The organism is Acinetobacter sp. ANC_7553, from assembly GCF_056779895.1.
The window spans coordinates 1-386 of sequence record NZ_JBWYIV010000055.1 but is presented as its reverse complement, the minus strand read 5'-3'; the positions used below and the strand labels follow the sequence as shown (position 1 = coordinate 386).

Sequence of the window (386 nt, the reverse complement as noted above, 5' to 3'; positions counted from 1 at the left end):
GAGCTGTTCCAATGCCGAAAAGATGTTGGCAAGCATGGTTATTATCTGTCTTTTATAATTTAATAAGGCTAAAGAATTTCTTAATATTTAAACAAAAAACAGACACGATAAACAGGTCCTGTTACACAAAACACCCATTTATTGTGAAATAAAATTACAAATAAAATATAGATTTGATTTAACAAATAATATAAAGCAAGTGAATGATTACAAAAAAAGAGGCTGAAGTGTTAGCATCTTCAACCTCTGTAAACTACAAAACTAAGAACTTCTTATTTAAAGAATACGATTGAACTACTGTCCAGAACGAATGATGTAATCAAACGCTGACAGTGATGCTTTCGCGCCTTCACCAGTGGCAATGATGATTTGCTTATAAGGTACTG

At 31.9% G+C, this 386-nt stretch carries 1 pseudogene; it reads right to left on the bottom strand.

The annotated features are described in order from the left end of the window. Positions 1-294: 294 nt before the first annotated feature. A pseudogene (locus AC1M9I_RS14645) lies at positions 295-386 on the bottom strand (FAD-dependent oxidoreductase); the annotation flags it as partial.